This window comes from Parvibaculum sp., from assembly GCF_040882025.1.
In the GTDB taxonomy this organism is placed as follows: Bacteria; Pseudomonadota; Alphaproteobacteria; order Parvibaculales; family Parvibaculaceae; genus Parvibaculum.
On record NZ_JBBECC010000199.1, the window covers coordinates 1 to 10,323 of the forward strand.

Here is a 10,323-nt window from a genome sequence, read left to right on the forward strand (position 1 = left end):
GTCCCGGGCGCCGAATAGCAGGTAGCTCGTTCTGCCTGCAGCAATACGTGCGCGAACCGGCGGGCGGGGAGCCCGCCGGTTCGCCCATGTCAGCATCGCTTGAGATCGTGTTCCCGGTTCTGGCCCGACAGGAAGAAGTTCAGCCAGTTTTGCAGTTCGGTCTCGGAGCGTTCCCCGGAATTGCGATTTACATTTTCGTCACGAATCAAACGCCAGATCTCGCCCTCACGCCGCAGCTCGATGCTCCGCGTCGCTTGTGCGTGAGCGTTGCACCACACGGCCCGAAGACTCTCCGTATTCTCAATTGTGATTTCCCAGGGAATCCGGGCATCGAAGCGAAGCGACGGATCCTTGACTATCGTGAAGTGGTTGCGCTCGCCAAGCGCGGCAAGCAGCGGTGGCAGAAGTGACAGTGGCATCAGGTAGGCCCGATCGCCGCGCCAGTGAGAACGCCATGACGGAACGCGTCGCGGGAAAACTATCGAAGAGGGTGCCTCGCAGTTTCCCGCACACTCTTCAGCTACGCGTATTGCGGTGCGCATCGGTTCGGTTTTGCTCAGGGCAAATACCCATTGACGATAGCGATTGTCGGCAGCCGTAGCCGCCGCCGGAATTTTCGACTGCAGAAATCTCATCAACCGGTCCGTGCCACCGAAAAGTGCCGTCGCTATCAGCGACAGAGAACCGGTGAGCACAATCGTGTCGTCTCGAATGTCGGTCAGGGAGGCGGAAATGAGCGGCCTTCTTGTCACGTGTCGACCTGGAACCTGTTGTGATGAAATTGCAACATGCGATCTGGCGAGAACGGTGAGTCTGCGGATTTCCCGGCAATAGCAGCGACGAAAATGTGGCGCCCGCCTCCTCGCGGATGCGGGCGCCGTCTTCCACCGCGAAGCTTGAACGCCCGTTGCCGGACTCCCGGGTTGAGGGATGCTGCATCTGGATCGAGGAAGACCTCTTGATCGGAATGACAGCTGGGAATCCGCCTTCGGAACATCGCCGCGCGACGGAAGTGCAATTTGAGCCACGTTGCCGCGACGAGTGTTGGAAGTCCATCGGTATTACAAAGAATTACACTCACACAGGCACCCGGAAATGATTGAGAAGATTTGCCTTTCTATTTCAGACGTTCGTATACGGACAAAAAGACAGCGGGCTCGTCACATCAAACATATCGCCACATTTCTCTACATCGTCTTGTTCGACGATTTTGCTACGCAGGTTCACACGGGAGGAAGACATGACAAGACGGTCTGTAGTGGCACTTTTTGCGATCTCGCTTCTCGCGGGTTGCAGCTCCGACACAGGCGCCCCGACCTTGATTTCCGGAGGTTCCCCGTCAGGGGCATCTTCCACACTTGGGGGTATGCAGGCGGGGGTGACCGGCGACGGTGGCGCAGCCGAGGAGTTTCTCGGTGTCGATGTCCTTACACCGCTTATTGGGGACGGTGGGCTGATTGGCGGAGCCTTGGGTGGCGGTTCGGACGGCGCGCTGGCTGGTAACGCGCCGGAGGGTGGTCTTTTGTCCCCGGAGGCCGCGGATCCAATGATTTCCGCACTAGCGGAGATCGAGTCTCAGGCTCCGCCGCTTGGTGTTTCTGGCCAGGGCGGTCTCGGCGAAGACCTGTTCGGTCACGATATCACGGGCATGCTGGTTGGCACGGAAGGCGGGCTCATCCCTAGTCTTCTGACGGGCGGCAGTGAAGGTCAGTTGGGAGACATAGCGCCGGCGGACGGCGCGCCACTCGCGCCCGCCGGCGATCTGCTGGCCGGCGTCATCACGGGTGCGCAGGCGCAACCGAATGACGGAAACCTGAACGCGCTTGAGCCGATCGTCGGCCCGCTCGTCCTCGGTCTTCTCGGTGCTGGAGGAGAGGGGGAAAGCCCGCTTCCGGTAGATGTGCCGATCCCGGACCTTCCACTCGACCAGCTCCAGCCGATCTCGGGTCCCGCTTCGGTTGCCGCCGCCGAGTTGCTGGCGACGCCACTGCTGCCCAACGGCACGACAGCATATGACGTAGCGTTTCCGCTTGTGTTCGGATCGGTTGCCGGCGTCGCGGACAACACGCTGCCGCTTGAGACGATTGTCGACACGACCCTCGGCGTAGTGCCGTAGCGAGCCGACACGGGGAACGGGGCGTTCGAAGGGGATGACGGAGGGTTTGGAGCTATGAGATTTCGCTTTTTTTGTTCACTGATTTCCTTTGCCGCCTTGCTGGGCATACAGGTGTCTGCCCACGCAGAGGAGATGCGTTTGGGTGATGTCAGTGTCACTATTGATACGACCGCGTCAGTTTCGGTAAGCATGCGCGTGTCCGAACAGGGCTGTGAATTCATCTCCGTCTACAATGGCGGCTGCGTTGGCCCTGGCGGCACGGACTATGACGTGAACGCCGACGACGGCAACGTCAATGTGGAGCGGGGTGAATTCATATCCGCGCCGGTCAAGATGATATCCGAGGCGGATGCCCGATGGGAAAATCTGGGTTTCTTCGCTCGCGTCAGGGCGTTTTACGATTATGTCGGCGACCAGGTTCTCGGCACCGGCGGCGGCAAGTATGGTCCCATACTGGCCGGTGGAGGCCAGCGGCGTCAGCTCGAGGACGAATTCCGGGGCGACGACGCGCACAACCTTCAAGCTCGGTCATTCGACCTGCTCGATGCCTTTGCCTACGGCAACTTCACCGTGGCCGACATGCCTCTGACCGTGCGTCTCGGTCGGCAAGCGGTCAATTGGGGCGAAAGTCTTTTTATCCCGGGTGGTGTATCGGCCTATCTGCCGCTCGACGTGTCGGCGTTGGTGCGGCCTGGCGTTGAATTGAAGGAGATCTTCCTACCTCAGAATTCGATCTTTGCGAGTATAGGCCTGCCGGCCAATCTCTCATTTGAAGCGCAATACGTGTTCGAATGGGAGGAGTCGGTTCTGCCGGCATGCGGGAGCTTCTTTTCGCCGAGCGACGCGGCGTCGGCGGGCTGCCGATACGCCTTGTCAGGTGGTGAAGTCTATAATCTGGGTGGCGGCCAGAGCTACGCTCCGACGACCTTTATTCCCCGCGGGCCCGACGAAAGAGGGCGCGACTCCGGCGAGTATGGTTTTGCGCTGCGCTACTACGCCGATTGGCTCAATCAGGGCACGGAGCTGTCCGGGTATTTCACCAACTTCCACAGCAAGCTTCCGATCGGCACAACCACGGCGTCGGTGCCCACCGCGACGACGCCCGTTCTGCAAGCCGTCTGCAATCCCGCAGTCCCCGGCTCATTGTCGGGTCCTGGCTGCACCAGCGCCGTTCCGGGCCTCACTGACGATGCCGGCCGTCCGGTTTCCTTCGGACAGGCCGTCTTTGCCGACGCTGCCGGCGACAACAAAAGCCTCATCGTCCAGTTCGTCGAGGACATAAAGATGTTCGGCACGAGCTTCAACACGACGATTCCGATCATCGGCGACGCGACGGCGCTTTCCGGCGAACTTGCCTACTTTCCGGACATGCCCTTCCAGCTCGACACGAGCGAAATCCAGGGTGCCGATATCGAAAACTTCGGCTACACGCCGGGACCGGGCGAACCGTCCTATTATGACGGGCCGCCGGTTGCGCCGGGGTCCGTCATCCCCGGTTATCGCTACACCAGCGCATTGCACGGTCAGCTTTACACGTTGAGCACGCTCACCCCGTCGGATCCGATCGTGGGCACGCTCGGCGGCAATCTGCTGATCCTGGTCGGCAATGTCGGCTTCCAGTACCTGCCGGACGCGAATGGCAATCGCTATGCCATTCCGCGCTCATCGGAGACGCATCACAATCCCGGCACGGCCGCGACCCTTGGCGACAACTGCGTCCGCCTTGGAACCTGTTCGCTCGATCCCATCTATGCCAGCTCCTTCTCCTGGGGCTATCGCCTCCTGGCACAGATGGACTACAACTCCGCCTTCGGCACACCGTTCACGTTGAGTCCTCAGATCGTCTGGAGTCATGATGTGAGCGGATATTCAGCGGGGCCCATAGGCCCGGGCTTCGTCGAGGGCAAAAAGGCGGTGACGCTCGGTGTCACGGCCGGCTACCTGGACTCATATCGCGTCACGCTCAACTACACGAACAACTTCGGCGCGAGGTACAGGAATGCCTCCTTCGACAAGGACTTCGTCAGCCTGACGGCGTCTTACTCGTTCTAGGCCGTTCCGCGAGAACCGGCCGACTCGACAAGCAACGAGTCGACCTTGCGAAATCCGGAACTGTCGCCTGGCGGCAGTTCCGGAACGCGATTCAGCCTCCCCATTTCTCCGACATTTCTGTCAGCTTCCCCGCATGGCCCCTTTGGGTCATGCGTCGGTTGGCATGCGCGGCCATCTTGTCGGCGTCTGTTGCTCTATCGAATTGTAGTGCCATCCAGGATGAAAAGATGTGGATCGTCCGACATGTTGCTGCTGGCACGATGGGCCTTCTCTTGGGCTCTTGTGACTACGATAGGTTCAGCGCTCGCCGCCGCGCATTTCTAGCGGGGAAGCCCCAATGGCGGCATGCCCGCTGGCATGGTCGTCGTCACCACGTTATCGGGTAGGCTAAACAATGCCGAGTCTTGGGGCCCCCGCACAAGATCGGTCAATTGCATTGAAAAGCTGCCATCTGGACCAGCGCCCTCGGCCTTCATGGGAATGCCGTCACCTGTCACCCAGACAAAAATTGTTGCCGTGTTCTGTGGCCGATCAATGCGATACTTGGTCGTCTGTTCGCCCTCGACCATTTCCTCGCCCAGCTCCTCGGCCTCGATTCCCTCGTCGTAAATCTCGCCGATGCCATAGTCATCGACATCCCCCGCGCCCATTTCCAGCGCCACGTTCATCTCAGGCATATACAGCAGAATTTTCTTTTCGCCGGGCAATAGCAGGGATACCTGCTGCATGCCTTGCATTGTCGTTTCCCAGCGTTCCTTGCCATGGTCGTAGTAGACATTGCCGCTTATTGTCATGCCCGCCGTCGTAACCACGCGCGTGGCGCTGTAGGCGGTCTCTGGCGGCGTCAGAGTTGTGGCGGACGTCTCGACCGATGCGAGCGATGTGATGAGAACGGCGATGACGATCGTCAGGATACGCATGAGAACAAGCTCCGTGAAAAGGAGAGCGAGCGTAACTCGTCCAAGCCCCACCTGCCACCCTGTACAGTCAAATGATTGCGGGGTTGGCCTCGCTGCTCCCGCGTGCCATGCTACGGTCACGCAAAATCAGCGTTCGGTGTGACATCTGCGCGGCGAACGTCCTTCGCTGCATTTCGTACCGCTTTCCCATTGCGTATCTCCAGATTTAAACGCGAAAGGAGCCAAAGATGGCCAAAGCGGCGCTTTTCCGAGCCAACAAACCAGTCTTCTTTGGATCTGTCGCGCTGATTTTCGCGGGGATTGTTTTTGCCGCTGCCTCGCCGACCGAGGCCGCCCTGGTGTTCGCCGACATTCAATCCTTCATTATCCACGAATTCGGCTGGTTCTATGTTGCCGCCGTCGCAACCTTTCTGGCTTTTGCTGTCGGCGTCGCAGCGAGTTCGATGGGTCAGATCAAACTCGGTCCCGACGACTCTGAGCCCGACTTCTCAACGCACTCGTGGTTCGCAATGCTGTTCAGCGCCGGTATGGGCATCGGCATCATGTTCTACGGTGTGGCCGAACCCGTGCTGCATTTTGCGGCGCCGCCGGTCGGCGAAGGTGGAACAATCGATGCCGCGCGCAGCGCACTGCAACTCTCTTTTTTTCATTGGGGTTTGCATGCCTGGGCGATTTACGCGGTGATGGGACTGGCGCTCGCCTATTTTTCTTTCCGTCAGGGACTGCCGCTAGCGCCGCGTTCCGCGCTCCATCCGATGATCGGCGATCGCATTTTCGGTTGGCCCGGTCATCTCGTCGATACATTCGCGGTTTTCGGCACCATGTTCGGTGTGGCGACTTCGCTCGGGCTTGGCGTTATGCAAGTGAACGCGGGCCTCACCTATCTTCTTGACATCGAAATGAGTGTGAGCACGCAACTCGTGCTGATCGCCGGAATCACGCTGCTGGCCACGGGTTCTGTCGTGTCCGGTCTTCATGCGGGTATTCGCCGTCTTTCCGAACTCAACCTTGCGCTCGCGCTTTTGTTGCTGCTCTTTGTATTGGTCGCGGGCCCGACGGTTTTTTTACTGCAAGCGACAGTTCAGAATACGGGCGCTTATCTGAGCGATATCGTCAGCCGCACCTTCACGCTCTACGCTTATCGGTCCAATGACTGGATTGGCGGCTGGACGTTGTTCTACTGGGGTTGGTGGATATCTTGGTCGCCCTTTGTCGGTATGTTCATCGCCCGAATCTCGCGTGGTCGTACGGTGCGCGAGTTTGTCGTTGGCGTGTTGCTGGTACCCTCTGGCTTTACATTTCTCTGGTTCACCGTATTCGGCAACACCGCTCTGTCGATGGAACTGGCGGGTACCGCGAATATGGTCGATGCCGTGCAGGCGGATGTAGCGGTGGCGCTGTTCCAGTTTCTCGAGCACCTGCCGTTCTCGACCATCACTACGATATTGGCGACGCTTTTGGTCATTACCTTCTTCGTTACATCGTCCGACAGCGGCAGCCTCGTCATCGACATCATTACATCGGGTGGTGATCCTGAGCCGCCGGTTTGGCAGCGCATATTCTGGGCCGTCACCGAAGGAGTGGTCGCGGCAATTCTTCTACTGGCAGGAGGGCTCGCCGCATTGCAGACGGGAGCGATCGCCAGTGGTTTCCCGCTTGCCGTGATTCTGCTGCTGGTCTGCTACGGTCTTTTCACAGCCTTCCGGCGCGAAACACTGCGCCATCGAAGCCTGCAATCGGTCGGGGCGGTTGGTGCGGCTCTTCCGGCGATGCCATGGCGTCAGCGTCTGGGCACTCTTCTGCAGCAGCCGACCCGCGCCCGCGCTCTGGCTTTCTTGCACGACACGGTTGCCCCAGCGCTGGAGGAGGTCGCGATGGAAATTCGAGCACGCGGTCTTGCCGCCAGTGTCGTCGCCTCGAATGAGGATGTCATGCTGACGGTTGCCCACGAAGGTGGCGACGACTTTCTCTATGGTGTGGAGCTTCGCGGTGTACCGATACCGAGCTTCGCAATGGCAATGCTGGAAGGTACCCGCGAAGGGCCGGACCGGACATGGCGTGCCGAAGTGGCATTACGTCATGGCGGCCAGCGGTACGACATCATGGGCTATCCGAAGGAGCAGGTGATTGCCGATCTGCTGGGTCAATACGAGCGCCATATGCACGACCTTCATCTGCATCGTCTCGGGTGATGCGCGGCGGGTGGCGCTCTTGTATAAGATTGCCCGTCGTCCATCAGAGCAAACACCCAGAGGCAAAATGAGCCTGTCGCTCTATACCTTGATCGAGAATTGTTTTCCGGAGGACCGGACGCGCCTGGCGCTGGAAGCACCGGGTCGCGGTCATGGACCGCGCGACTGGTCCTTCATGCGTTTGTCTACCTACGCGGCTCGCTACGCGTCGTTCCTTGGACAGCTGGGCTTGAAGCCCGGCGACCGCGTCGCGTTACAGGTGGAAAAGTCGCCTGAGTCCTTGGTTCTTTATCTTGCCTGCTTGCGCGGTGGCTTTGTATTCCTGCCCATGAACACCGCTTATCGCGTCGAGGAAGTCGACTATCTTGTCGGCGATGCCGAACCGGCCCTCATCGTCTGCGATCCCGCTTCCGAAGCAGCCATCGGCGATATCGCCACGCGTCGCGGCGTTCCCCATGTTCTGACGCTCGACGCTGAGGCCCGCGGCAGCTTCATCGATGCAGCTGCGGCGGCGACCAATGCCATTTCACCTGCTACGTGCAGTGCTGATGACCTCGCCGTCATTCTCTATACATCGGGGACCACGGGAAAGCCCAAAGGCGCCATGTTGACGCATGGAAATCTCGCCGCGAACGGCCTCGCCCTGCGCGACGCGTGGCATTTCACAGATGAGGATGTGCTGTTGCACGCCCTGCCGATTTTCCATGCGCATGGGCTTTTTGTTGCTTGCCATTGCGCCCTTCTCTCGGGCGCGAAAATGATCTGGCGACAGAAATTCGATCGAGCGGACGTAATTGATCATTTGCCGCGTGCTACAGTTTTCATGGGTGTGCCGACGTTTTATACTCGCCTTCTCGCAAGCGAGGATTTCAACGCGGCGTTGGTCAGCCACATGCGTCTTTTTACGTCAGGCTCGGCGCCGCTCTTGACGGAAACCTTTGACGAGTTTCAGGCTCGAACCGGGCATACGATTCTCGAGCGTTATGGCATGACCGAAACGGGCATGAACACGTCGAATCCTTATGACGGTGAACGTCGAGCGGGCACGGTCGGCTTCCCGCTTCCAGATGTCGAACTGCGTGTGGTGGGTGAGGAAGGCGATCCGTGTAGCAAGGGCGAAGTCGGGGGGCTTGAAGTGCGCGGTCCCAATGTCTTTGCAGGTTATTGGCGGCAACCAGAAAAGTCAGCTGAAGAATTCGCCGAAGGCGGCTGGTTCAAGACCGGCGACATAGCGATGATCGATGTCGACGGCTACGTGCATCTGGTGGGTCGCGCCAAGGACTTGATTATTTCAGGTGGCTTTAACGTCTATCCGAAGGAAATTGAGGAACTGGTAGACGACATGCCCGAGGTTCTGGAATCGGCTGTCATCGGCGTGCCGCACGTGGATTTCGGTGAGGCGGGACTGGCAGTGGTTGTTCTGCGCGAGGGCGCGAGTCTCGATGAAGCGACGCTGATCATTCGTCTGAAGGAGAAGATCGCCAATTACAAGATCCCGAAGCGAGTTTTCTTCGTGGAAAGCCTGCCCCGCAACACGATGGGCAAGGTCCAGAAAAATTTCTTGCGCGAGAACTTCAAGACGGCCTGCACCTGAGGCTCAGCTTTTGTCGCTATCACGCCGCTTCAAAATGGCCTTTCCCTCGCGCCGACGACGATCGGGGCCGGTGAATTCGGCCGAGCGGACGATGGCTCGCGGTCGCATTAACACCGTCTCGATGCGGGCGATCAATTGCTGTGCCGAGAAAGGCTTTGAGAGAATTTCGGTCACGCCGGCATCGCGCGCCGCGATAATGGCACTGCGCTCGCGTTGCGTCGTCACATAGATGACCGGAACAGTGCTGAGTTCATCTTCGTCATTGGTGCGAATGGCACGCACAACTGAGAGTCCGTCGAGCGGTGGCATCAGGTCATCCATGATTACGAGATTGACATTGCCGCGCATCAGCGCTGTTAGCGCATCCTCGCCGGATCGCGCGCTTGCGACATTGCGGACGCCGAGCCCCGAAAGAATGCTGCGCAGCAGGACGGCCATGTGCTGCGTGTCTTCGACAATCAGTACGCCAAGTTGCGAGTAGGCTTCAGGACTGACGGTCTTGGCATCCTGGGCCTTGTTGTCCTTCGCCATTTTGTCTCTCACATACTCACCCACCGCTGCCCGGCGCTGATCCCGACTATGGCCGAAACTCTTTATCGATTCGTTAGTAGGAACGATCGGAAATGGCCTTTTTGCGTTGCGTGCTGGCCATATCGCCGGACGGCTGGAGACAGGCGAACTGATCAACCATCATGCGGCTCAGCCCGTGATCCGTCTTTTCCCAGTGAAACGGCCTCGTTATAAGTTGCCATATTGCCTTGTAGGTCGCGATCGACACCAGAAGCCAGTAGGCCGGCATCGTGAGCGTCTGCAGGAAGAGCGGCGCGAGACCCCGCACGTGAACGGCTGCCATGCCGGCGGCGATCGCGGAGGAATAGCCGGAAACCAGAACAATCACATTGAATAGCGCGAGGGCGGTGCCGTGTTGAAAGCCCGCCGGCGTGCCGGCAAGGAAGAGTGCGAGGGCCATCGTCACATAAAACACCGGATGGAGCAGATTTGAGAGTGAAGACCCGCCTATGACAATCTGAAAGCCGATAAAGCCTCGGAGCCCCAATGCCCGATAGAGCTGCACGGGATGGCGCATCCGGACAAGATACGTTTGCATCCAACCCTTGGCCCAGCGGGAACGCTGACGAATCCAGTTGTTGAGGCGGCAATTGGCTTCTTCCTGCGTCGTCGAGCGTATAATACCGCAGCGATAGCCCATAACAGCGAAACGCTGGCCGAGATCGGCATCCTCCGTCACGTTATTGGGATCCCATGCGCCGACCTCGCGTAGTGCCTGGATGCGGAAATGCGTGGAGGTACCGCCCAGCGGAATCGGCATACCGAGGCGTACGAGCGTTGGCAGCATCAGGTCGAAAAACGCGGCATATTCGATTGCGAATTGCCGCGTCATCCAGTTCTCGTTCCAGTTGTAGTAATTGAGTTGTGCCTGTACACAGG

The 10,323-nt window shown here is 59.1% G+C and carries 8 protein-coding genes; 5 read left to right on the top strand and 3 right to left on the bottom strand.

What is annotated here, in order from left to right; all coding sequences use genetic code 11:
* The 3 genes from WEB61_RS15210 to WEB61_RS15220 form a co-directional block, all read left to right on the top strand.
* On the top strand, nt 1-410 hold a 410-nt coding region (locus WEB61_RS15210), incomplete at its 5' end, for a hypothetical protein (protein WP_368065190.1).
* Nucleotides 411-1,546: 1,136 nt separating this feature from the next.
* A complete protein-coding gene (locus WEB61_RS15215; RefSeq protein WP_368065191.1) occupies nt 1,547-2,116 on the top strand; it encodes a hypothetical protein in 570 nt (189 codons plus the stop codon).
* Nucleotides 2,117-2,170: 54 nt separating this feature from the next.
* Nucleotides 2,171-4,168 carry a DUF1302 domain-containing protein gene (locus WEB61_RS15220; RefSeq protein ID WP_368065192.1) on the top strand — a complete coding sequence of 666 codons (1,998 nt, stop codon included), beginning with the start codon at nt 2,171-2,173 and terminating at the stop codon, nt 4,166-4,168.
* 320 nt (nt 4,169-4,488) lie between these two features.
* On the opposite strand, the gene WEB61_RS15225 is transcribed toward WEB61_RS15220, so the two are convergent.
* Nucleotides 4,489-5,088 carry a hypothetical protein gene (locus WEB61_RS15225; protein ID WP_368065193.1) on the bottom strand — a complete coding sequence of 200 codons (600 nt, stop codon included), beginning with the start codon at nt 5,086-5,088 and terminating at the stop codon, nt 4,489-4,491.
* Nucleotides 5,089-5,315: 227 nt separating this feature from the next.
* Here WEB61_RS15225 and WEB61_RS15230 point away from each other — a divergent pair, with 227 nt between their 5' ends.
* Both WEB61_RS15230 and WEB61_RS15235 read left to right on the top strand, forming a co-directional pair.
* A complete protein-coding gene (locus WEB61_RS15230) occupies nt 5,316-7,280 on the top strand; it encodes a BCCT family transporter (RefSeq protein ID WP_368065194.1) in 1,965 nt (654 codons plus the stop codon).
* Between the two features lie 67 nt (nt 7,281-7,347).
* The gene (locus WEB61_RS15235; protein ID WP_368065195.1) at nt 7,348-8,874 is read left to right on the top strand and encodes a malonyl-CoA synthase; all 1,527 of its coding nucleotides are present in this window, start codon (nt 7,348-7,350) and stop codon (nt 8,872-8,874) included.
* 3 nt (nt 8,875-8,877) lie between these two features.
* On the opposite strand, the gene WEB61_RS15240 is transcribed toward WEB61_RS15235, so the two are convergent.
* Nucleotides 8,878-9,405, bottom strand: a complete 528-nt coding sequence (locus tag WEB61_RS15240; RefSeq protein ID WP_368065196.1) for a response regulator — start codon at nt 9,403-9,405, stop codon at nt 8,878-8,880.
* A gap of 73 nt (nt 9,406-9,478) precedes the next feature.
* Nucleotides 9,479-10,323: glycosyltransferase (locus WEB61_RS15245; protein WP_368065197.1), on the bottom strand; the 845-nt coding region annotated here is incomplete at its 5' end.